19 protein-coding genes and 1 pseudogene are annotated in these 21,130 nt (G+C 61.6%); 15 read left to right on the top strand and 5 right to left on the bottom strand.

From position 1 onward, the window contains the following. Positions 1-3: 3 nt before the first annotated feature. Both grpE and hrcA read right to left on the bottom strand, forming a co-directional pair. Positions 4-609 (bottom strand): nucleotide exchange factor GrpE, encoded by a 606-nt coding sequence (gene grpE / locus I6F38_RS34930; protein ID WP_225163623.1) that lies wholly within the window; start codon positions 607-609, stop codon positions 4-6. Between the two features lie 166 nt (positions 610-775). Beyond that, positions 776-1,864, bottom strand: coding sequence for a heat-inducible transcriptional repressor HrcA (hrcA, locus tag I6F38_RS34925; RefSeq protein WP_016841498.1), 1,089 nt, complete (start codon positions 1,862-1,864; stop codon positions 776-778). Positions 1,865-2,034: 170 nt separating this feature from the next. On the opposite strand from hrcA, the gene rph reads away from it, so the two are divergent. Genes rph through hemW form a run of 3 tightly spaced genes read left to right on the top strand, consistent with a single transcriptional unit; the run spans position 2,035 to position 4,539 of the window. Beyond that, positions 2,035-2,748: a ribonuclease PH gene (gene rph / locus I6F38_RS34920; RefSeq protein WP_016841497.1), complete on the top strand. Its 714-nt coding sequence runs from the start codon at positions 2,035-2,037 to the stop codon at positions 2,746-2,748. 11 nt (positions 2,749-2,759) lie between these two features. After that, the gene (gene rdgB, locus I6F38_RS34915) at positions 2,760-3,395 is read left to right on the top strand and encodes an RdgB/HAM1 family non-canonical purine NTP pyrophosphatase (protein ID WP_225163622.1); all 636 of its coding nucleotides are present in this window, start codon (positions 2,760-2,762) and stop codon (positions 3,393-3,395) included. Beyond that, positions 3,382-4,539: a radical SAM family heme chaperone HemW gene (gene hemW / locus I6F38_RS34910; protein ID WP_225163621.1), complete on the top strand. Its 1,158-nt coding sequence runs from the start codon at positions 3,382-3,384 to the stop codon at positions 4,537-4,539. Before rdgB ends, hemW begins: the two co-directional genes overlap by 14 nt. A 193-nt stretch (positions 4,540-4,732) precedes the next feature. Here the strand turns inward: hemW and I6F38_RS34905 are convergent, their stop codons facing one another. Next, positions 4,733-5,947, bottom strand: coding sequence for a penicillin-binding protein activator (locus I6F38_RS34905; RefSeq protein WP_225163620.1), 1,215 nt, complete (start codon positions 5,945-5,947; stop codon positions 4,733-4,735). Positions 5,948-6,167: 220 nt separating this feature from the next. On the opposite strand from I6F38_RS34905, the gene rsmI reads away from it, so the two are divergent. The 4 genes from rsmI (at position 6,168) to I6F38_RS34885 (ending at position 9,626) form a co-directional block, all read left to right on the top strand. Continuing rightward, complete coding sequence (rsmI, locus tag I6F38_RS34900) at positions 6,168-7,121, top strand: 16S rRNA (cytidine(1402)-2'-O)-methyltransferase (protein WP_225163619.1); 954 nt, start codon at positions 6,168-6,170, stop codon at positions 7,119-7,121. Further along, complete coding sequence (locus I6F38_RS34895; protein ID WP_038382707.1) at positions 7,108-7,494, top strand: YraN family protein; 387 nt, start codon at positions 7,108-7,110, stop codon at positions 7,492-7,494. Before rsmI ends, I6F38_RS34895 begins: the two co-directional genes overlap by 14 nt. Positions 7,495-7,519: 25 nt before the next feature. Next, a complete protein-coding gene (gshB, locus tag I6F38_RS34890; protein WP_225163618.1) occupies positions 7,520-8,467 on the top strand; it encodes a glutathione synthase in 948 nt (315 codons plus the stop codon). Between the two features lie 187 nt (positions 8,468-8,654). Next, positions 8,655-9,626, top strand: a complete 972-nt coding sequence (locus I6F38_RS34885) for an MBL fold metallo-hydrolase (RefSeq protein ID WP_225163617.1) — start codon at positions 8,655-8,657, stop codon at positions 9,624-9,626. A gap of 95 nt (positions 9,627-9,721) precedes the next feature. On the opposite strand, the gene fsrB is transcribed toward I6F38_RS34885, so the two are convergent. Both fsrB and I6F38_RS34875 read right to left on the bottom strand, forming a co-directional pair. Then, positions 9,722-11,011: a siderophore utilization protein FsrB gene (fsrB, locus tag I6F38_RS34880; protein WP_225163616.1), complete on the bottom strand. Its 1,290-nt coding sequence runs from the start codon at positions 11,009-11,011 to the stop codon at positions 9,722-9,724. A gap of 26 nt (positions 11,012-11,037) precedes the next feature. Further along, positions 11,038-13,029: a TonB-dependent siderophore receptor gene (locus tag I6F38_RS34875; RefSeq protein WP_225163640.1), complete on the bottom strand. Its 1,992-nt coding sequence runs from the start codon at positions 13,027-13,029 to the stop codon at positions 11,038-11,040. A 723-nt stretch (positions 13,030-13,752) separates the two neighbouring features. On the opposite strand from I6F38_RS34875, the pseudogene I6F38_RS34870 reads away from it, so the two are divergent. From I6F38_RS34870 to I6F38_RS34835, 8 genes and pseudogenes are all read left to right on the top strand, one after another. Then, positions 13,753-13,854 (top strand): annotated as a pseudogene (locus tag I6F38_RS34870) (ATP-binding protein); the annotation flags it as partial. Between the two features lie 31 nt (positions 13,855-13,885). After that, a complete protein-coding gene (locus tag I6F38_RS34865; protein ID WP_225163615.1) occupies positions 13,886-15,661 on the top strand; it encodes a recombinase family protein in 1,776 nt (591 codons plus the stop codon). Positions 15,662-15,821: 160 nt separating this feature from the next. After that, on the top strand, positions 15,822-16,016 hold the full coding sequence (locus I6F38_RS34860) for a hypothetical protein (protein ID WP_225163614.1): 195 nt from the start codon (positions 15,822-15,824) through the stop codon (positions 16,014-16,016). Positions 16,017-16,165: 149 nt separating this feature from the next. Continuing rightward, entirely contained in the window at positions 16,166-16,336 is a 171-nt protein-coding gene (locus tag I6F38_RS34855) for a hypothetical protein (RefSeq protein ID WP_225163613.1), read from the top strand. A gap of 220 nt (positions 16,337-16,556) precedes the next feature. Beyond that, complete coding sequence (locus I6F38_RS34850) at positions 16,557-18,194, top strand: hypothetical protein (RefSeq protein ID WP_225163612.1); 1,638 nt, start codon at positions 16,557-16,559, stop codon at positions 18,192-18,194. A gap of 32 nt (positions 18,195-18,226) precedes the next feature. Then, positions 18,227-18,907: a hypothetical protein gene (locus I6F38_RS34845; protein ID WP_225163611.1), complete on the top strand. Its 681-nt coding sequence runs from the start codon at positions 18,227-18,229 to the stop codon at positions 18,905-18,907. A gap of 555 nt (positions 18,908-19,462) precedes the next feature. Then, the gene (locus I6F38_RS34840) at positions 19,463-19,978 is read left to right on the top strand and encodes a restriction endonuclease (RefSeq protein ID WP_225163610.1); all 516 of its coding nucleotides are present in this window, start codon (positions 19,463-19,465) and stop codon (positions 19,976-19,978) included. A gap of 100 nt (positions 19,979-20,078) precedes the next feature. Then, on the top strand, positions 20,079-20,972 hold the full coding sequence (locus I6F38_RS34835; protein WP_225163609.1) for an HNH endonuclease: 894 nt from the start codon (positions 20,079-20,081) through the stop codon (positions 20,970-20,972). The last annotated feature ends 158 nt before the right edge of the window (positions 20,973-21,130 follow it).

Here is a 21,130-nt window from a genome sequence, read left to right as displayed (position 1 = left end):
GGATCAGGCGGTGATGTCGGCGGTCGGGGCGGCCTTGGCGCCGCCCTTGGAGACGCCGACCAGTGCCGGACGCAGGATGCGCTCGCCGATCATGTAACCGGCCTGCACGACCTGCACCACGGTGCCCGACGGCACCGACGGATCAGGCACCTCGAACATGGCCTGCTGGAAGTTCGGATCGAACTTCTCGCCGATCGGGTCGAACTTCTTGACGCCGTTCTTCTCCAGCGCGTTGAGCAGCGAACGTTCGGTCAGCTCGACACCTTCGATCAGCGCCTTCAGGCCGGGATCGGCGGCTTCCTTGGTTTCGGACGGCACCGCATCGAGCGCGCGCTGCAGGTTGTCGGCGATATCGAGCACGTCGCGGGCAAAGCCGGTGATGCCGTAGGTCTTGGCGTCGGCGACCTCGCGGCGGGTGCGCTGGCGGAGATTCTCCATCTCGGCCAGCGTGCGCAGCGTCCGGTCGCGCGCCTCGGCGAGTTCCTTGGTCAGCGCCTCCGCCGATCCGGCCTCGGGCTCGTCAGGCATGATGTAGGGCTTCGAGACCACGGGCTCACCCGTCGGCGCCGAATTCTCGGTGTTGTCATTGGCCCGGTTCGGATCGGTCATGGCTTGCCTTCTCGAAAACTCGCGTCGGTTCAAATCTTGGGGATTGCTTGCCGGGATATCGTGCTTTGGGCGGCGAAAATCAAGCGCAACATACCGGTCTCGGGAACCGGGATCTCCGGCTTGGGTGAAGAAAACCCGTCAAATGAAAGCGAAATCGCCCCTCCGGTCAGCCGCCCAGCATCTTGCTGACGATGCGCGCGGCATAATCGACGGTCGGGATCACCCGCGCATAGTTCAGCCGCGTCGGTCCGATCACGCCGAGGACGCCCACGATCCGGCCCTGGGCGTCGCCGTAGGGCGCGATGATGGTCGAGGAACCCGACAGCGAGAACAGCTTGTTCTCCGAGCCGATGAAGATCCGCACGCCCTCGCCGCGCTCGGCGCGGCCGAGCAGATCGATCACGCCGCGCTTGGTTTCGAGATCGTCGAACAGCGACTTGATGCGCTCCAGGTCGTCGAGCGCATGCAGGTCCTCCAGCAGATTGGCGTGACCGCGCACGATCAGCTGGCGGTCCTCGTTCTCGCCGCCGGACCAGCTCGCGATGCCCGCCGCGACCACCTTTTGCGTGAGCTGATCGAGCTCGGCGCGGTTTTGCGTCAATGCCGTCTCGAGCTCGAGCCGCGCTTCAGCCAGCGTCCGGCCGCGAATCCGCGCATTGAGGAAATTCGTCGCCTCGGTCAGGGCCGAGGATGGAACACCCGGCGGCAGCGCCAGGACGCGGTTTTCGACCTGGCCGTCTTCGCCGACCAACACGACCAGCGCCTTTTCCGGCTCCAGCCGGACGAACTCGATATGCTTCAGCCGTGCATTCGACTTCTGCGTCAGCACCACCGCCGCGGCGCGGGTCAGTCCCGACAGCCGCGTCAAGGCCTCGCCGAGCGCGGCCTCGACGGATTGCGCGCGGCCGACGGCCGCAAGCTGGGTCTGGATCGACTGACGCTCGGCCTCGGTGAGGTCGCCGACCTGCATCAGCGCGTCGACGAAGAAGCGTAGCCCGAGTTCGGTCGGCAACCGGCCGGCGGAGGTGTGCGGCGCATAGATCAGGCCGAGTTGCTCGAGATCCGACATCACGTTGCGGACCGAGGCCGGCGACAGCGGTAATGCGATCAGGCGCGAAATGTTGCGCGAACCGACCGGCTCGCCGGTCGCGAGATAGCTTTCGACGATTTGACGAAAAATGTCGCGCGAACGCTCGTTGAGCTGGGCGAGCCCGGCATGCGGCGCGATCAGGCCAATCGGATCGTGGTGAGTCACACTCCAGTCCCTCACAATTACTGCATAATTTGTCGATCCGGGAGGCCGATGACAAGCATGCATTCGGTCCCCTCGTACCGGACCATACCGGGGCCGAAAACCCTTGCCGCTGCCCCTTCCCGCTCCTACAAGCACGGCCAGCCAATTTTCTCGGATTTCTGGAGGATTTCATGCGGCCAAGCCGCCGTGCACCCGATGAACTGCGTCCCGTGTCGCTGGAACGCGGCGTCGTCAAATATGCCGAGGGTTCCTGCATGGTGAAGTTCGGCGACACCCATGTGCTGGTGACCGCCACGCTGGAAGAGCGGCTGCCGCCGTGGCTGAAGGGCCAGGGCCGCGGCTGGGTCACCGCCGAATACGGCATGTTGCCGCGTGCCACCCTGGAGCGCACCCGCCGCGAGGCCTCGGCCGGCAAGCAGGGCGGCCGGACGGTCGAGATCCAGCGGCTGATCGGCCGCTCGCTGCGCGCGGCCGTCGATCTGGAGGCGCTCGGCGAGCGCCAGATCACGGTCGATTGCGACGTCATCCAGGCCGACGGCGGCACCCGCACCGCCTCGATCACCGGTGCCTGGGTGGCGCTGGCCGACTGCATCAACTGGATGAAGACCCGCAACATGCTGAAGACCAATGTGTTGCGCGACAATGTGGCGGCGATCTCCTGTGGCATCTACCAGGGCACGCCGGTGCTCGATCTCGACTATGCCGAGGATTCCGAAGCCGACACCGACGCCAATTTCGTCATGACCGGGGACGGCCGGATCATCGAGGTGCAGGGCACCGCCGAGAAGACGCCGTTCTCGGAAGGTGAATTCCTGGCGCTGATGGCGCTGGCGCGCAAAGGTGTCGCGCGTCTGGTCGACTTGCAAAAGATCGCGGTGGCGTAGTCAGATTGGTCATGCACCGCCGAATCACCGGAAGGCTCGTCATCGCCACCCATAATCCCGGCAAGCTTGCCGAGATGCGGGAACTGCTGGCGCCGCACGGCGTGGAGGTGGTGTCGGCCGGCGAGCTCGACCTCGCCGAGCCCGAGGAGACCGGAGACAATTTTCGCGCCAACGCGGCGATCAAGGCGATCGCGGCAGCGAAGGCGACCGGACTGCCAGCCTTCGCCGACGATTCCGGCCTCGTGGTCGACGCGCTCGACGGCGCGCCCGGGATCTACTCGGCGCGCTGGGCTGGCGAGGGCAAGGATTTCATGGCGGCGATGACGCGGATCGAGCGGCTGCTGCAGGAACGCGGCGCCACCACGCCGGACCGGCGCAAGGCACACTTCGTGTCGGCGTTGTGCGTGGCCTGGCCCGACGATCATCTCGAGGAGGTCGAGGCGCGCGCCGATGGAACCCTGGTCTGGCCGCCGCGCGGCACTGCCGGCTTCGGCTACGATCCGGCCTTCCTGCCGGACGGCTACACGCGGACCTTCGGCGAGATGACCAGCATCGAGAAGCACGGCCTGCCGCCGCTCGGGCTCGGCCTGTCGCATCGCGCCCGCGCCTTCGTGAAGCTCGCGGAGATCTGCCTTGAGCCACGCTGACCGAGAAGCCTTCGGCGTCTATGTGCACTGGCCGTTCTGCCTGTCGAAATGCCCGTATTGTGATTTCAACAGCCACGTGCGGTATGCGCCCGTCGACGAGGAGCGTTTCGTGCGCGCGTTCGCCCGCGAGATCGAGACGACGGCCGCGCGCGTGCCGGGGCGTCAGGTGTCCTCGATCTTCCTCGGCGGCGGCACGCCGTCGCTGATGCAGCCGCAGACCGTCGGCGCCGTGCTCGATGCGATCGGCAAGCACTGGCAGGTCTCGCGCGATGTCGAGGTCACGCTCGAGGCCAATCCGACCAGCGTCGAGGCGACGCGCTTTCGCGGCTATCGCGCAGCCGGCGTCAACCGCGTCTCGCTCGGCGTGCAGGCGCTCGATGACGCCTCGCTGAAGGCGCTAGGCCGCCTGCACACCGCGCGCGAGGCGCTCGACGCGGTCGCGATCGCGCGAAGCGCGTTCGACCGTTACTCGTTCGATCTGATCTATGCGCGGCCCGACCAGACGCCGCGGATGTGGGCCGATGAATTGAAGCAGGCGATCTCGGAAGCGGCCGAGCATCTGTCGCTCTACCAGCTCACGATCGAGGAAGGCACGCCGTTCTTCGGACTGCATGCCGCCGGCAAATTGCAGACGCCGGATGAGGCGACCGCGCGCGCGCTCTACGACGTGACGCAGGAGGTCTGCGCCCGCGAAGGGTTGCCGGCCTATGAGATCTCCAATCACGCCCGCGCCGGCGCGGAGTGCAAGCACAACCTCGTCTACTGGCGCGGTGAGGAATATGCCGGCATCGGCCCTGGCGCACATGGCCGGCTCGACATCGATGGCGTCAGGCACGCGACCGCAACCGAGCGGCGCCCCGAGGCGTGGCTGTTGAACGTCGAGGAGCGCGGTCACGGCGTCGTCAGCGATGACAGCCTCAACAGTGAAGAACGCGCCGACGAGTTTCTGCTGATGGGATTGCGGCTCGCCGAGGGCATCGATCCCAAGCGCTATGCGAAGCTCTCCGGTCGCCAGCTCGACCCGCACCGGATCGCCCTGCTGCGCGAGGAAGGCGCGATCGCCGTCGACGCCGACGGACGGCTCCGCGTGACCAAGTCGGGATTCCCGGTGCTCGACGCGGTCGTCGCCGATCTCGCCGCCTAGAGCCTATCCCGTTCCGATTGAATCGGAACGGGGCTCTAGATTCTTGTTTTGACGCGTTTTCTTCACGCGAACCGGTATCCACTTCGCTCGAAAACGCTCTAGGTGCACGCTGCCAAAATATCGAAAACAACCCCATGCAAAGGAGCTGGCGGGTGCCGGCGCTCGACAAGGCAGCTTGACCGCCCGACGAAAATCAAGCGCCAAAACTCTTCGGCGAGCCTGCGACCGGCGTGCTGCCGCCCGAGGCCACCTTCATGACCGCAAGGCCACGCTCATTGGTGCCGTCGGAGCGGAAGCGGAACAGACCGTCGATACCGGCAAAGCCGGACGGATTGGTCAACGTCTCCGGCGCAAAGCGCTGCGCCCCTTGCGTGCGCGCGAGCGCCGCCATCAGCGCCACCGCATCATAGGCAAGCGTTGCGGTGCGCACCGGCTCGCCGCCATATTTGCTGCGGTAGCGGCCGGCGAAGCTGCGGAAGCCGGACGGATCGGGCGCGGCGTAGAGGCCGCCCTGCAAGACGGGGCTCGCGAACACCCGCGGATTGTCCCACAGCCCGGTGCCGAGCAGCTGGATATTGCGCAGATTGGCGCCGGCTGCGGTCAAGGCATCGGCGGTCGCGACGACCGAATCACCATCGTCGGCGATCAGCAGCGCGTCGGCCTGGCCGAGCGCCTGCGCCACGGTTCGCGCCGGCGTCGCGCGATCGGCGCCATATTTCTCGAAGGCGACGACGCGGCCGTTCTTGCGGCCGACCGCCTGCTTGAACGCGGCCTCGACCACATTGCCATAGGCATTGTCCGGCACCATCGCGGCGAACGAACGCTTTCCGATCCCGGCGGAGTAGTCGACGATGCGATTGATGTCGGACTCCGGCAGGAAGCTCAGCAGATAGACGCCGCGCCCGGCCACGCTCGAATCGGTCGAGAACGCGATCACCGAGGTTCCGCGCGGCCGCGTCAGTTGCGCGACGGCCGGCACCGAGCCTGCGAACAGCGGTCCCAGAATGATCTCGGCGCCTTCGGACAGTGCCTGCTGGGCACCTTGCGATGCACCCTGCGCGCTGCCGCCATCGTCCTTGATCAGGAGCTGGATGTTCGGGTTCTGAAATTCCGCCAGCGCCATTTCGGCCGCGTTCCGCATCGACTGGGCGGCAAGCCCGGCATTGCCGGACGCCGAAAGCGGCAGGATCAGCCCGATCTTGACCTGCCCGGTGCCGACCGCCTGCGGCTGCTGCTGCGGGCCGGCAGGACCGCCTTCCTGGTTGCCCCCGAACGGGCTGGAAAACTGGCTCAAGCTTTGCTGCACGCCGGAACAGGCCGTCAGCAGCGGCGCGCCCACGATGAGGCCGAGCGCGGTCCGCCGGGTGGTGCCCGACGGCGGGGACTTGCGGTGATGCGGGCCTTCCATCGTCTCTCTTCTCTTGGCCGACCGTGATCAGCCAGGACTCCATCCAGCTCTGATGAGGCGGGTGGATTCAGGCATATTGTCGGCGAATAGTTAACTAAAACAATAGGATTATGGCCCCGCGGCGCCCTTGCCGCGGCCTCCATTTCCCCCGTCGGTCAGCGTTCCGTCACCGCCGTTTGCGGATGTGGCGCAAGCGCCGCCATCCCTCTAGATTGGCATTATGCGCGCAAAAGCCAGTTCCCTCCACAGTTCGGATGCCACGACAGGCGCTGCGGCCAGAACATTTTCGATCGGCGGCCAGCAATTGGCCGCGCCAAGGGCAGCACCCGGGCTCCATCTGGTCGCGACCCCGATCGGAAATCTCGCCGACATCACCCTGCGCGCGCTGGAGACGCTGGCCGGTGTCGACGTCATCGCCTGCGAGGACACGAGGATCACCCGGCGGCTGACCGAGCGTTATGCGATCGCCGCCGAGCTCGCGCTCTACCACGAGCACAACGCGGCCCAGGCCCGCCCCAAAATCCTGGAGCGCCTGGCGCAGGGCGCCGCGATCGCGCTGGTTTCGGACGCCGGCACGCCGCTGATCTCCGATCCCGGCTTCAAGCTGGTGCGCGACGTCTGCGCCGCCGGGCATGCCGTCATCGCGGTGCCGGGGCCATCATCGGTGCTGACGGCGTTGTCGGTCGCGGCATTGCCGACCGATCGGTTTTTCTTCGAGGGATTTTTACCCGCCAAGGAGCACGCGCGTCGCGCCCGGCTCAACGAGCTGGCGAGGGTCGATTCGACGCTCGTGATGTTCGAATCAGGCAATCGCGTACAGGACACGCTGCGCGATCTCGCCGCGATCATGGCCGGCCGCGATGCCGCGATCTGCCGCGAGCTGACCAAGCTGCACGAGGAGATCACGCGCGCGCCGGTCGTCGAGCTGGCGGCAAGCGCGGACGCGCTGGAAACACGCGGCGAGTTCGTGCTGGTCATCGGACCTCCGGCCGATGATGCCGGGGTGATGGACCAGGATACGCTCGACGATCTCCTGCGGGCGCAGCTCGCCCGCGGCAGCGTCAAGGATGCGGTCGCCCATGCAGTCGAGCTGTCGGGCCGGCCGCGCCGCGAGGTCTATGCCCGCGCCCTCGAGCTTGCGAAGACCACCGGGGACGGCAATGGCGAAGACTGACAGCGCCTCGCCGGAGCGCGTCGCGGCGTTCCGGACCGGCATCTCGGCGGAGAGCCGCGCCGCAGCCCTTCTGATCGCCAAGGGCTATCGCATCCTGGCACGACGCTTCCGCACCCCCTTTGGCGAGATCGACCTCGTGGTGCGCCGGCGCAATTTGCTGGCCTTCGTCGAGGTCAAGGCCCGTGCCAGCCTCGACGACGCCGCCTATGCGGTGACGCCGCGGCAGCAGCTGCGCATCATCAATGCCGCCCAGGCCTGGCTGATGGCGCATCCCGAACATGCCGAATTCGATCTCAGATTCGACGCCGTGCTGATTGCGCCGAAGAGCCTGCCGCGCCATCTGTTAGCGGCATTCGACGCCAGCCCTAATTAACCTCAAGACCTCGCGGGACACGCTTATGAAATTGAAGATCGCCGTCCAGATGGATCCCATCGCGCGCATCAACATCCGCGGCGATTCGACCTTTGCGCTGCTGCTCGAGGCGCAGAAGCGCGGCCACGGCATTTCCTACTACACGCCCGACAAGCTGTCGCTGCGCGGCGAAGAGCTGGTGGCGCCGGTGCAGCCTCTCACCGTGCGCGACGAGGTCGGCGATCACTTCGCGCTGGGCGAGGCGAAGCGCGAGCCGCTCAACGGCTTCGACGTCGTGCTGCTGCGCCAGGATCCGCCGTTCGACCTCGCCTACATCACCTCGACCCATTTGCTCGAGCGCATCCATCCGAAGACCTTGGTCGTCAACGACCCGGCCAGCGTACGCAACGCGCCGGAAAAGCTGTTCGTGATGAACTTCCCGCAGCTGATGCCGCCAACCCTGATCTCGCGCGATCTCGACGAGATCAACGCATTCCGCGACCAGCACGGCGCCGTCGTCATGAAGCCGTTGCACGGCCATGGCGGCGCCGCCGTCTTCCGCGTGATGCCGCAGGACATGAATTTCGGCTCGCTGTTCGACATGTTCTCGGTCACCTTCAAGGAGCCCTGGGTGATCCAGCGCTTCCTCCCCGAGGTGAAGCATGGCGACAAGCGCATCATCCTGGTGGATGGCGAGTTCGCCGGCGCCGTCAATCGCGTGCCGGCAGCGGACGATCTGCGCTCCAACATGGTGCGCGGCGGCGCGGCCAAGGCGACCGAGCTCTCGGATCGCGAGCGCGAAATCTGCGCCGCCGTTGGGCCCTCGTTGCGCGAACTTGGTCTGATGTTCGTCGGCCTCGACGTGATCGACGGCAATTTGACCGAGATCAACGTCACCTCGCCGACCGGCATCCGCGCAATCCAACGGCTCAATGGCCCCGACGTCGCTGCGATGATCTGGGATACCATCGAGAAGAAGCGCGCCGCCAGATAACCCTCCCTTGTGCGCCGCACAGCTGGCTGAAATTTAGCCAGCGTTCGATCGCGCATGCGTTCTCCTTATTCTTCTTGCCAGCTTGCGCGGGCGAGGGCAGCATCCGCTTGCCTGCGTCAGGTCAAGCGGCGGGTCAACGCGCGGGCAACAACGCGAAAATCTCATAAAAAATGTGGAGGAAGACGTTATGACGCTCAATGTCTCACGACGATCCTTGCTCGCGCTCGGTGCCGGTCTCGGCGCCAGCACCCTGATCGGGGGCACCGCACAGGCACGCGCGCCGAAGCTCGGCACGCAGACACCCTATTGGCACCGCTTCATGCTCGGCGAAGCCGAAGTGACCGTCGTATCCGACGGGCCGCTTCCGCTCGGCGATCCCTCCGGCACCTTCACCGGTGTGCCGAAGGAGGAGGTGAAGAAGATGCTCTCCGACAACTTCCTCTCGCCCGACAATGTCGTGCTCGAGCAGAATTCGCCGATCGTCAACACCGGCGACAAGCTGATCCTGTTCGACACCGGCATGGGCACGTCGCAACTGTTCGGCAAGACCACCGGGCGGCAGCAGAAGAGCATGCAGGAAGCCGGCATCAAGCCGGAGGACATCGACGCCGTCGTGCTGTCGCACGCGCATATCGATCATATCGGCGGCATCGTCGGCGCCAACGACAAGCCGTTGTTCCCGAATGCGCAATACTACATCGCGCAGAGCGATCTCGAGTTCTGGACCGACGAAGGCAAGATGGGCAGTCCGTTGAAGGATTTCATCGTGCATGCCCGCAAGAACCTGCTGCCGGTGCGCGACCGCATCGTGTTCTTCAAGGACGGCCAGGAATTCCTGCCCGGCGTGACGGCAATCGCCGCGCCCGGCCACACCGTGGGCCACACCATCTTCATGGTGAGCTCGGGTGGCAAATCCTTCGCCTTCCTCGGCGACCTCTCGCATCACGCGGTGCTGCTGCTGGAGCGTCCGCGGATGGAGTTCTCCTACGACACCGATCCGAAGCAGGCGGCGGCGTCGCGGGTCAAGCTGCTGGAGATGCTGGCCGCGAACAAGACGGCCGTGATGTCCTATCACTTCGCCTGGCCGGGCTACGGCCACGTCGCCAAGGTCGGCGAAGGCTTCCACTACTATCCAGAGCCGATGCAGATGAACCTGTGACGGACTGATTGGGAAGACGGACTGCCTCGGGAGCGGCCGCCGCCGCTCCCGAATGCATTTGCCGCCCGGAGTAAGGTGCCCACGGGGCGCCCGGCCTATTCCGCCGGCGCAAGGCGGTTCTCGGGGCGTGTGCGCATCGTCTCTCGCGCGCCAATCCGCGCACGACGTTTGCGCCACCAGATCACGACGCCCGTCACCGACAGCGCCGCGACCACCAATCCCATCAGCGAGATCAGGATGCGCCCGGGCAAGCCGGCGATCCGGCCGGAATGCAACGGAAACTGCATCTGCACGAACACATCGGCCGCGGTGCCGACCCATGGCAGCCGCTCGCCGAGCGGACGGCCGTCCTCGCTGTCGTAGTAAAGCTGCGCCGGCCCGACTCCCGCGGCGCCATGTTCGTCGCCCGGCTCGAAGAATGCGACCGCATAGACGCCGTGGGCCGGACCATAATTGATCGAACCGATCGGTGTGGTCCAGCCGCGCGCCTTGCCGTCGGCCGCGGCCCGCGCGGCGATCTCCGCATAGGTCATCCTCGGCTCGATCGGATCGTCGAGATGACGGTATGGCCGCTGCTCGTAGGGTGTCGGCGTGTAGTTGGACACGGTCTTCATCAACGGCGAGAACACCTCGAAATAGAGGTTCAGCGAGAATGCCGTGAACGCGATCACGAACAGCAAGGCCCAGGTCCACAGGCTGAAGGCGCGATGAATGTCGAAATTGATTCGATAGGCGCTGCCTGAGGTCTTGATCTTCCAGGCCGGTGCCCAGCGGGTCCAGAAACTCTTGCCGCGCGGGCCCGGTATCGCCGCCGCCCGCTCCGCCCTGGCGCGCCGCCGCGACGGCAGGGTCAGGTAGAAGCCGACGAAACAATCGATCGTCCAGATAACGGCGATGACGCCGAGGAAGCGCATGCCCCAGCGATCGCTGCCCCAGAATTCGGGAATATGCATCGTGTAGTGCAGCTTGTAGAGGAACGAGACGAAGTTTTCGCGGGTCACCGGCCAGACCGCGCCCCAATAGCGGCGTCCGAGCTCGGCGCCGGTGTTTGGATCGAGGAAGACCTGGTTGTAGTCGAGCGCGTAGCGCTTGCCGGTCGCCGGATCGATCCGCGGCAGCACGAAGAACCACAGCGACTCGCCTTTCTCCGCCGTCATGAACATGTGGACGACGCGGGCGCGATGATCGCGCTGCTCGATCAGCCGGGCGAGCTCGACCGACGGGATCGCCGGTCCGGAGCTCGTCACCTCGAACAGCTTCCTATTGAGCACATCGTCGATCTCGTGATCCCACGAGATGATCGCGCCGGTGACGCCCGAGAAGAACAGGAAGGCCGCGGTGAGAAGGCCCGCCCAGCGATGCAGTCGTCCGAAGATGGGTCTCATGGGGATTTCAGCAAGTTGTGGGGTGATCACCAGCGATAGGTCAGCTTCGCGATCGCCTTGCGGCCCTCCGCGTAGAAGCAGCTGGTGTTGCCGTAGCAGGCTGCCACGTAGCGCGTGTCGGCGAGGTTGGTGACGTTGAGCGAGAGGCGATAATTGTCCCTGGTATAGGCGACGAGCGCATCGACGACCGTCGACGCCGGCACCTTGAAGGTGTTGGCGTCGTCGCCGAACGTCGATCCGACATAGCGGACGCCGGCCCCGAACTGGACGCCGGCGAGCGGCCCGCCCTGAACGGTGTAATCGCCCCACAGCGAGAAGCGATTGAGCGGCACCGTGGTCGGCGCCTTGCCGACATTGACGGGATCCTTGGTGACTTCAGCGTCGACATAGGCATAGCCGCCACGGATGTTGACGCCCTCGACCAGCGTCGCGGTGCCTTCGAGCTCGACGCCGCGCGACCTGACTTCGCCGGTCTGCTCGGCGAAATAGAACGGCGGCGCGTAGGTGACGACGTTGGATCGGGTCAGATCGAACGCAGCCAGCGTGATCAGCGCATTGATGCCGACCGGCTGGTACTTGACACCGACTTCGTACTGCACGCCGGACTCCGGCTTCAGCAGATCGCCGGCGGCGTTGATGCTCAGCACCGGCAGGAATGATTCCGAATAGCTGAAATAGGGCGCGATGCCGTTGTCGAAATTGTACATCACGGCGGCGCGGCCGGTGAATGCCGAGGCGTCGGTCGACGTCGACGTTTTCGCGAGATTGTTGTCGAGGTCGGTGGTGACGAAATCCTGCCGCCCGCCAAGCAGAAACGACAGCCGGCCGAGCCGGATCTGGTCCTGCAGATAGAGGCCGGCCTGCGACTGCTTGATGCCGGTGTCGTCATACGGTCCGTTGTTGGTCCAGCTGTTGGTATAGACCGGCGCGAAGACGTTGAGCTTGCCGGTGCTGTAGCTCGAGGCCATGTCGCGGAACGAGGTGTTGCGGTAATCGACGCCGAACAGCGTCGTGTGGCTCAGCAGGCCGGTGACGAACTTGCCCTGCAGCTGGTTGTCGACCGCGAAGGAATCGATCGTCGAGCTGCCGCCGGCGCCGCCGCGCGACAGCAGGCCCGCGGCCTCGTCGGCCGCCGATGCATAGCCGGTGCCGTAGAAGCTCTTCTGCTCGTTGTGCATCCACGAGTAACGCAGGTTCTGGCGGAAGGTCAGCGCGTCGTTGATGTCGTGCGACAGCATGTAGCCGACCGACGATTGCTCGGTGTCGAACTGGTTGAAGCCGGGCTCGCCGACGAAGCGGGTGTTCGGAATGTAGCGTCCGTTATTGGCCCAGACGGTGCCGGACGGCGGCAGGAATTGCAGGCCCCAGCCGGTGCGTTCCTTCTGGTAGTTCGCGAGGAAGGTGATCGTGGTGTCCTCGTTCGGCTTCACGGTGACGGCGGGCGCGATGAAGACGCGATTGTCCTTGGTGTAGTCGACCTGGGTCTCACCATCGCGCGCGACGCCGGTCAGGCGCCACAGCACCGTCCCTTCCTTGTTGGCGCGGCCGCCGATATCGAACTCGCCCTGATAGCGGTTGAAGCTGCCGCCCGACAGCGACACTTCCCCGAACTCGCGTGCAGTCGGCAGCTTGCTGACATAGTTGAGGATGCCGCCGGTGCCGCTGCCGCCGAACATCGCCGACGATGGCCCCTTCAGGACCTCGAGGCGCTCGGCTCCGTACGGATCGAGCCCGAGGAAGTGCACATAGTTGCTGCTCGGCAGCCGCAGGCCGTCGAGATAGAGGCCCGGCATCGTCATGTCGAAGCCGCGGATCTGCAGGCCGCCGAAGCGGGTGTCCGAGCCGCCATTCACGTCGCCGCTGACGCCTGCGGTGTAGCGCAATGCCGCGCCCACCGATTCCGCGCCCTGGCTCCTGATCTGGTCCGTCGTGACGACCGAGATCGATTGCGGGATTTCGATGAGCGGCGTGTCGGTCTTGGTCGCCGTGCCCGAACGTGTGGCAACGAACCCGACCACCGGACCGCCGGCGCGCTCGCCGGCGCCGGCACCGGATCGTGCCGCCGGTAGCGGCGTCGCTTGCTGGGATCGAGCCACGCGGTTGGTGCGGCTCGTGCGTGCGGTCACCGGACGACGAACCGGTTTTGCATTCGCAGCTGCCGCGCGCTGCTGAGGCGCGTCCACGCTCACCGGCGGCAGTTCCGATTGCGCGTCGGCACGTTCGATCGTGACTCCTGCGGCAAGGACGGCGGCGGTACACAGACCGATCGTTCGCAGCGCTGGATGTTGACGGGTGGAATGCGAAGCAAGTCGATCGATCACGCGAAGGCGCCCCTGATGTCAGCCTGGATGGATTTGTGATCCGGCTCTACAGCGCGGGGCTCGCGAGTACAGACCTCGGCAGTTGGAATAGATCGAGACTGCGCGCGCGATCAGTGTGCGATCGCTGAAACAGCAGGGAAATCGACAGCGCGCTGCGACAATAAGCGCGCGATGCTCGTCGTGCTGGAATGATTCTTGAAAATGATTCCTGCAGTTGTCGACGACGCGAGCTGTGTTCGATCGCGCGAGGCGCGCATCATCGCGAGCGACGCCTGACGCTTCCGCGCCGGCCGGAAGCGGATGCGCCGCGCCGTGAACTGGTACCGGGCGACCAGCCCTTGGCGCCGCGAATGTTCCTGTAATGTTCTTGCACTTGTCGCCCGGTTCCGCTACCTTCGATTGCGGAAGAATAGGGGCAGCATGGTCCAGCGCGTTTCCACCGTCGCATTCGAGGGGATCGAGGCCCGCGCGGTCGACGTGCAGGTGCAGGTCGCGCCGGGATTGCCCGCGTTCGCGGAGGTGTTGACTATTAACCCAGCTCTGCTATCGGCCAATGTCGCAGAAATTTATTGCGACATTGAACATGTTGAAATCATTAGCTTATTCTTATTTGAGAATATCAACCGACCTGCAGCAGAAGGGCCATGGCCGGAAGCGTCAGTTGGAGGCGTCTCGAGCCTATGCCGACGCTAACGGACTCGAACTTGCCGAGGACGGGGAGCTTGAGGACATCGGCGTTTCTGCTTTCAAGGGGGCGAACGCTCGGGAGGGTGCACTCGGGCGGTTCCTGGAAGCGGTTCGGTCTGGCCGCATCAAGCCCGGCTCATACCTGATTGTTGAATCGCTGGACCGACTGAGTCGAGAGCAGGTCCTCGTGGCTCAGTCGCTATTCCTCAGTATCATCCAGGCGGGAATCAATCTCGTCACCCTCACCGACAATCGGGTTTATCGTGCAGGAACGACCGATTTGGGCGACCTAATCATGTCCCTCGTGATTATGAGCCGAGCGCATGAGGAATCTCAGACGAAGAGCCTGCGTCTTTCTGCCGCATGGAAGAACAAGAGGGCGGCGGCATCCACCTTAAAGCCGATGACGAAGTGGTGTCCGGCCTGGCTTCGACTCTCGGATGATAGAAGCGGTTACGCTCCAATCCCGGATCGTGTTGAGGTCGTTCGACGGATTTTCAACGACAGCGCAAATGGGATCGGCATCTACAAGATCGCGCATCGTCTAAATCAGTCGAACACGCCTACGTTCAACGACTCGGACGGGTGGCATCAGTCTTACATCGCTAAGATACTGGCAAACCGTGCTGTCATCGGCGAATTTCAGCCCGGCGTTCGGCTGGAAGGTAAGCGCACCAGCGAAGGTGAGTCCATCAAGAACTACTTTCCGGCAATCATCAATGAAGAGCTGTTCTACCGCGCTCGCCAAGCAAAGTCGCAGCGACAGCGCAACGGAGCCGGTCGCAAGGGCACGGGATTCAGCAATCTATTTTCGGGGCTTGCGAGCTGCGCATATTGCGGGGCATCGATGACGTACGACAACAAGGGGAGCGGGCCGAAAGGCAATCGATATCTCGTCTGCACAAACTCAAAACGACGGCTTGGATGCCAAGGGAAGCGGTGGAGATACAGTGATTTTGAGGCATCGTTCCTGGCTTTCGTAAGCGAGATTGAGCTGGCCGCTTTGATCGATTCTGATGGTGGTCAGGGCGAGCAGAAGCAAGCAGCACTAAAGCTTTCTTCTCTCGAAGGAGAACTGAGCAGTGTAACAGCGCTTATGGATAAGACCTATCAACTCTTGGAATCCGGCGCTCCTCCAGATTTTGTTTCGTCGAAATTGCGCGAGCTTCAATTGCGTAAGGACGAACTCGCTGCAGGCCTCACTCAAGCGCGCGCCACATTAGAGAAACTTCGGTCTGGGAGAGAGAGACTCTCGCAGAACAGGGACGAAATCAAAGGTCTGCTGCAGCGTCTTCAGAACGCCAACCAACGGGACGTTTTCGAATTGCGGGCCAAGATTGCCGCTCATCTCAGATCGATGATCTCAACATTGAGCGTTGCGCCACAAGGAGGGCAGCCCCGGTTGGCGCAAATCGCTAACAAAACCCGAGAAGCGTTTGGGAACGAAGCTATGCACGTGGCAGACTACATCGCTCGTCGCGCTCTCGCCCCTGAGCAATCGCTTCGCTATTTTTCTGTCGGATTTCGGGATGGACGCGTGAGGATCGTCCTTCCGGACGCAAAGGATGCGTTCAAGTATGAGCAGCAGATTATCGCCTCGGCATCGACCCACCCTGTTTATGACCGGTCAGGGACCGCGTAGGGGTGCACAGACGCGAAGCTGCTCGCATAGACGAACGCGCAGCGCCTACTTCGAAAATGGCTGCAAAACAGAGCCTATTTGCGCCAGCAAAGAGGGGCAATCTTGACCATCAGCACGCGCCAAATACTATCTTGGACTAGGTTTTAAAGGAAAGAGCACAATGACTGACGACCTCAAGGCCAGAAATGAAGCGATGATCGCACGCTTTAACAAGTGGCTCGCCGAGCATCCCGGAATCAGCTTTTCGAAAGCGAAGGTGGCGTTCTTGGCGACCCTGACCGACGACGATCGTGATTTCCTCTTGGAGCACTTCCTCGCGACTGATCCCGTCGCGAACAAGATCATGAAGGGCTGATCGACATTCGCGATGCGCGTGTCGGCAATCTCTGGTGGGAGCGTAACAAGTGCTCAGATTGCCTCGAGGCTTCAGTCCTTAATCCGAGCTGCGCCTGATCGTCGACCCTGACACGCAACGGATTGAGGCCGTCTTCCGGGGGGCAGGCCATGACGCTGCTCGCTGATCCAGAAGACCCAGCGAAGTTCATTCAGAAGGCCAGTGGACGGGCGCCTGATTTCGACCTGTTTTCGCTGATGGCACCGTTGTCCAAATGCCAGCCGACGAGCGAACGCTCGACGGGAAATAAAGATTCCCAAACGGGTCACTCAGGGAGCTAATCTTTTCCCGCCGGCAAACTCGCCATTCGGTGTGGTACATTTCCCCTATACGCCTAATACCAGCTCACCCTTCAGCCCGGACCTCAGTAGTATTGACAACTGTAAGTAGATCGTCCGATTCTCCTCCCTCGAACAGATCGGGCACCCGACGAATCAGCATTCCCCTCGGTCATATGCTGGATCCTCTACGACAATCCGTTCGCTTGGGCAGGAAAGTGAAATGGGGCAAGGGGGAGAAAAAGTACCGCCTAAACGCGAAGCGTCGAGCATAGTGCGCTATCCGCGCTCCACAGCCACTATTCGGTCAGTTTCGCGAGTGTGGTTCGAACTGACTGACAAGAAGGCCTTCGACGAATGCATCCGACTGTCAACTCAATGGATGGGGACAAGGGCGGGCATAAAACTTCCAAAAGGAGCGTTAGAAGGGCAGGCTTTTGACGTTACCGATGTACTTGGGGCTAATCCAACCCGAGCTGTTCGACTAACGGCAAAAGATGGATCTATCTGGGCAGCTAGGTCAGACTATCCCGATCCAGAGTTTCCTCGGCTATGGGTTACCGAGTTCTTCGTCGAGAAGCGACAAGGACAGCTTGCGCGATTCGGTGCGCAGTTGACCTGCGTCATACGCGGGGAATCGCCTGAATTCGAAATAACTAGGCCAACCGCTGTCCGACGAGTGCTGGAGAGTCTTTCCGCTGAAGCAGATGGCTGGCAGCTCTCCGAAACTCCCCACCAACTGGTGATCGAGGATCTCTCCTCTTTTCTTGACCTAGTCTATAACCCGGACCGCCGGCTTCCAGTAATTGTTGTCGCGGAAGATCAGAGCGGAAATGTGCAGATCTCGAGCGACACCCTCGGTCGCCACTGTGCAGGTGCGGCCCATCTTTTTTATCTCCCAATGCCGACCGCATGGGCTCTCACCCGAGAGGTGGGCAAGCGAATGTCCGTGTTCAACGGCGCAACCCGCATCTATATGCCGGGGCTTGCCGAAGATAATGAGGACCCATACCGACATCCGCTTTGGCTTCCAAACAATGTCCGGGAGGACCAACTTCGGCGAGAGCTCGTCAGAAGGGTCTTGCCCTTCGACTTCTTACGTCCCAACGCAGCTGCCGAGTTTCCTAGATTTTCAGCGGTGCGCGATCTCGTCCAAACCAGGGGAGCAACCTCTCGGAGCGTAAATCGCGTTGACGGTCTCCAACTCCAAATCGAGGAGCTCGAAGAGGATCGCGACACCTGGCAAGGCTTGGCCATCAGCGAGCAGGAGCGGACCCGAGCACTTGACTCAGAAATTGAACGACTGAAATCAGAAGTGGCTCGGCTTGAGTCGAAGAATTCTGCTCTCGACTATGCCTTGAAAAACAAGACAACGGAACAGGAGGAAAAGCAACCCACCGAACGTATCTTGGACTCCTACGAAGACCTCGAGGATTGGGCTGAGGAGGTTCTGGGTGATGCCCTCTACATTCATCCGGCGGCAATCAAGGACTGTAGGAAGAATGGCCACGACGGCATGCGAGGCAGAATCGAAGCCACTTTGAAGATTATTCGGGATTATGTTGTTCCTGCTCGAACGACCAATTCTCTTGAAGCGGCCAGATTAGCCGCAGAAAAACTTGGTGAGCTCGGGGTAGAAGACACGCCCTGTTTCGTTAAGCGGGAAGAAGCAAAACGCACAGCCGGGTACTCAGTGCCGTACGGCAACGACGACACTCGAGTCCTTTACGACCATTTCAAGTACGGCAATGGCTACGACAATGCCAACCAGTTTCGCATGTACTACTTCTGGGATGCAGAACGAAAACGATTAGTGATCGGAAAAATGCCGAGCCACCTTCGTAATAATCTGACCAATTAGCAGTTTCTGCCGTCCATATCGAGTGTGCAAAAATGCTTTCGTTTGATGACGTAAATGCTTTTGGAGAGCGGGTTTCCGAAGCGGTATCACGTGTCGCAGAAGATATCGCTAGCGGCGATGCGGTGCACGAAAATCCAATCTCCGGTCAGCTCACGGGCCGCATTAAGGAATCTCTAACTGGCTTCGAGACTGAAAACGTCCGTTGGCAAGTCGACACTGCACCCGAAGCGAAGGGGCGCGTACGACTAAGAGCCCGACAACTCACGTCCCAAGGTGGAGATAGTGAAGAAACCCGGTACGGAGCCGATATTGTCTTCTGCCTCGATATTGAGCTCCGCGACTACGTCGCGAAAAAAGGCTTTCTCGCTCAGGCGAAACGTCTTGTCTATGGCGACTGGATGAACAATGGGGCGATGAAAGAGTTGCGAGAACAATGCGCAAAAATGCTTTCGATCACTCCGGCGAGTATGGTGTTTCTCTATAGCAAAGAAAAGATCCACGTGGTGTCGGCGGTGGCGATTGCCGCATCCAAATCGAACGATGTTTACAGTATACCTACCTATAACATCGATATCTTGTTCCGCGATTTTGCGATGTGTTGGATCGGCGATCCATTGCTGCAAGCGACGGATACTGAGTCACTCGAGCGCTTGAGGCGTCTATCAGACGCTCGCAGTGCTGTCCTGTTCAGAGCAACGTCTGTCGCTGCTTGATCCTGCCAAATGCCACAGAGGCTGGTGGATGTCACATTGCAAGGAATTCTCACAATGACGTTTTGGGTCGTGCGTGCTGGAAGGCACGGGGAAACAGAGAATTACGCCATCGAAAACAACATCGTTGCAATTGGCTGGCATGAATTTGGTGATCTAAGCACGATTCCAGATCGGGAGAGCTTGCAACGGCACATAGAGACACTGCGGCCAGACAAATCAGTAGCGACTATCCGCGTCTGGACCGGCGAGCTCTGGGCCTTTAAGGACCGAATACAAGTAGGGGATTGGGTCGCACTTCCACTTAAGCAGAGATCGGCGATCGCAATAGGCCGAATAGTTGGACCCTACCAATACGTGCCCGAGGCGCCGCAAGGGGCTCGTCACCAGCGTCGAGTTGAATGGACGAGGACTGACTTGCCGAGGTCTGATGTGGACTCCGATCTCTTGTCATCCCTGGGGAGTACCTTGACCGTGTTTAGTGTCACCAGGAACAATGCCGAAGATCGCCTTTCGTCGCTAGTGTTAGGTCGCGAGGCTACGGTGCCTCGAACGAGTATGCAGACGGACTCATCAATTTCGGAAGAGCCTCTCGATCTAGAGCAAGCCGCAGCTGACAAGATAGCGGGACATATCCAGCAGAACTTCAGGGGTCATGATCTCGCCCGGCTCGTTGGAGCAATTCTTCAGGCGCAGGGATACAAGATCGAAGTGTCACCACCGGGGGCGGACGGCGGAGTGGATATTATTGCTGGCAGCGGCCCAATGGGGTTTGATCATCCAAAAATTGCTGTTCAGGTAAAGTCTGGAAGCAACGTTGCTGACGTAAGCGTACTTCGGGAGCTTCAGGGAGTCATGCCGCGATTTGGTGCGGACTATGGCTTGCTCGTGTCATGGTCCGGTTTCAATAACGCCGTGGTTAGAGAAGCGCGGCAACTATTTTTCAAAGTGCGGCTCTGGGACTCAGGTGATGTCGTAAGCGCCATTCAAGCCGATTACGAAAAGCTGCCCAAGGAAATACAAGCGGAGATCCCTTTGAAGAAGACATGGCTTCTCGTTGAGGACGATGAGTAGACATTCAGCGTATCGAGAAATGAGTTTAGCTGACGCTGCTCATAAGAAGAGTTCTGAATGCTTCTGCTATCGAAACCGCATTTAGTGGACTGTTCAGGAAATGATAGAGCAACCGAAGACCGTTGAAGGCGAGCGCGAACGACGCGAAGAGTTGTGGACGAAACTGAGCGCAGCGGGAGGGCCATCCTCGGTATCGGCAGCGCTGCTAAATGAGCTTAAGATTTTTTACGGGGGACGTGGCATCTGGGTCGACAAAGCCAAAACACAGAATGTCGGAGGAAGTCGCGATGGGGTCACCGTTGGGTTACTTCATTCAGGAGCTATCTACGAAGACGATCTGTTTGCGGACGGTGCAATTTATCACTACCCAACAACGGAAGTGCCTGGACGTGACGCTGCGGAGATTGCAGCAACCAAGGCGGCCCAAGAGTTTGCATTGCCGGTATTTTTATCAATTCTAAACCGGTCTACCGGACTGCGCGATGTGAAGCTGGCTTGGGTCGAATCCTGCGAGGATATCCTGAAGCAGTTCAAATTGACGTATGCCGAGCAACGACCAGCTCAGGAAAGCAAACAAGATAACCAGCGTGCCTTTTTATTAACCGCTCCACGCACCAAAGAGGAGAAGACAACAAACCGGTCCAAACGCCATCCCGGGTTCAAGTTTGATGTCCTTAGTCACTATGGTGACGTCGCATGTTGCCTGTGCGAGGTGCGTGCGCTCCGCTTGCTGGACGCCGCTCACATCATTGATGTCCAGCACGACGGGACCGATGATCCCAGAAACGGTTTGATACTCTGTGCAAACCATCATAGGGCATACGATGCTCAAATGATCGCAATCGAACCCGGGACCTACAACCTGAAATGCGCTCCCAAGCAGCCGTCTTTCGACGAACTAGGAATAACAAAGACCAGTATTGCCTCTCTCTCCGCGAAGCCGCATCATGACGCTCTTATTTGGCGCTGGGATCGATGGAAGCACAAGGGCTAGCTTTTCATTTCGGCGCAATGCGAGGCGCAAAGTACGCATCCGGCCAGCACCCCGGGCAGTCGCGCCGGTCTGCCGCGGCGCCTCAGGCAGCAGCCGCATTGGGCTGTTGGGTCGCCTTCCAATTCCACGGGAGCAGGTCGGCGACTCTGTTGACGGGG

The organism is Bradyrhizobium sp. BRP56 (assembly GCF_020194035.1).
Taxonomy (GTDB): Bacteria; Pseudomonadota; Alphaproteobacteria; order Rhizobiales; family Xanthobacteraceae; genus Bradyrhizobium; species Bradyrhizobium australafricanum.
Note: the sequence above shows the minus strand (reverse complement) of the source record. Positions and strands in the feature narration are given on the sequence as shown.

What these genes read in the sequence shown, in the direction of transcription:
- I6F38_RS34850 (WP_225163612.1), top strand. Translation starts at nt 16,557, where the DNA reads ATGGGGCAAGGGGGAGAAAAAGTACCGCCTAAACGCGAAGCGTCGAGC.
- rsmI (WP_225163619.1), top strand. Translation starts at nt 6,168, where the DNA reads ATGCGCGCAAAAGCCAGTTCCCTCCACAGTTCGGATGCCACGACAGGC.
- I6F38_RS34855 (WP_225163613.1), top strand. Translation starts at nt 16,166, where the DNA reads ATGACGCTGCTCGCTGATCCAGAAGACCCAGCGAAGTTCATTCAGAAG.
- I6F38_RS34895 (WP_038382707.1), top strand. Translation starts at nt 7,108, where the DNA reads ATGGCGAAGACTGACAGCGCCTCGCCGGAGCGCGTCGCGGCGTTCCGG.
- I6F38_RS34845 (WP_225163611.1), top strand. Translation starts at nt 18,227, where the DNA reads ATGCTTTCGTTTGATGACGTAAATGCTTTTGGAGAGCGGGTTTCCGAA.
- I6F38_RS34840 (WP_225163610.1), top strand. Translation starts at nt 19,463, where the DNA reads ATGCAGACGGACTCATCAATTTCGGAAGAGCCTCTCGATCTAGAGCAA.
- fsrB (WP_225163616.1), bottom strand. Translation starts at nt 11,011, where the DNA reads ATGAGACCCATCTTCGGACGACTGCATCGCTGGGCGGGCCTTCTCACC.
- gshB (WP_225163618.1), top strand. Translation starts at nt 7,520, where the DNA reads ATGAAATTGAAGATCGCCGTCCAGATGGATCCCATCGCGCGCATCAAC.
- I6F38_RS34860 (WP_225163614.1), top strand. Translation starts at nt 15,822, where the DNA reads ATGACTGACGACCTCAAGGCCAGAAATGAAGCGATGATCGCACGCTTT.
- I6F38_RS34905 (WP_225163620.1), bottom strand. Translation starts at nt 5,947, where the DNA reads ATGGAAGGCCCGCATCACCGCAAGTCCCCGCCGTCGGGCACCACCCGG.
- I6F38_RS34835 (WP_225163609.1), top strand. Translation starts at nt 20,079, where the DNA reads ATGATAGAGCAACCGAAGACCGTTGAAGGCGAGCGCGAACGACGCGAA.
- grpE (WP_225163623.1), bottom strand. Translation starts at nt 609, where the DNA reads ATGACCGATCCGAACCGGGCCAATGACAACACCGAGAATTCGGCGCCG.
- I6F38_RS34865 (WP_225163615.1), top strand. Translation starts at nt 13,886, where the DNA reads ATGTCGCAGAAATTTATTGCGACATTGAACATGTTGAAATCATTAGCT.
- I6F38_RS34885 (WP_225163617.1), top strand. Translation starts at nt 8,655, where the DNA reads ATGACGCTCAATGTCTCACGACGATCCTTGCTCGCGCTCGGTGCCGGT.
- rph (WP_016841497.1), top strand. Translation starts at nt 2,035, where the DNA reads ATGCGGCCAAGCCGCCGTGCACCCGATGAACTGCGTCCCGTGTCGCTG.
- rdgB (WP_225163622.1), top strand. Translation starts at nt 2,760, where the DNA reads ATGCACCGCCGAATCACCGGAAGGCTCGTCATCGCCACCCATAATCCC.